Raw genomic sequence first — 248 nt, forward strand, 5'->3', positions numbered from 1 at the left:
TTTTATGAGTTTAAAATGGCCATCACTTTAATTATTTTCTCAATTATCCTTTTGACCCTGATTTGTGTGGCGGTCATGCTTTATAAGGTTAGGCATCAACCTGTAGTTCCGCTCACACCATCGCACTATTTAAAACTAGGGGTTAGCGGTGTGATTGCTTTTATTGCCGATACAGTGGGGGTTGGTAGTTTTGCTGTAAATGTGGCCCTTGCCAAGATGTTAGGTACGTTTAAAGACGATGAGTTGCC

The 248-nt window shown here is 41.1% G+C and carries 1 protein-coding gene; it reads left to right on the forward strand.

The annotated features are described in order from the left end of the window. Window positions 1-248 (forward strand): hypothetical protein (locus IEX97_RS13265; RefSeq protein WP_229776951.1); only part of this gene is annotated, 248 nt, incomplete at both ends.

The sequence above is a fragment of the Paenalicyclobacillus cellulosilyticus genome (assembly GCF_014647315.1).
GTDB classification, from domain to species: Bacteria; Bacillota; Bacilli; order Alicyclobacillales; family Alicyclobacillaceae; genus Alicyclobacillus_J; species Alicyclobacillus_J cellulosilyticus.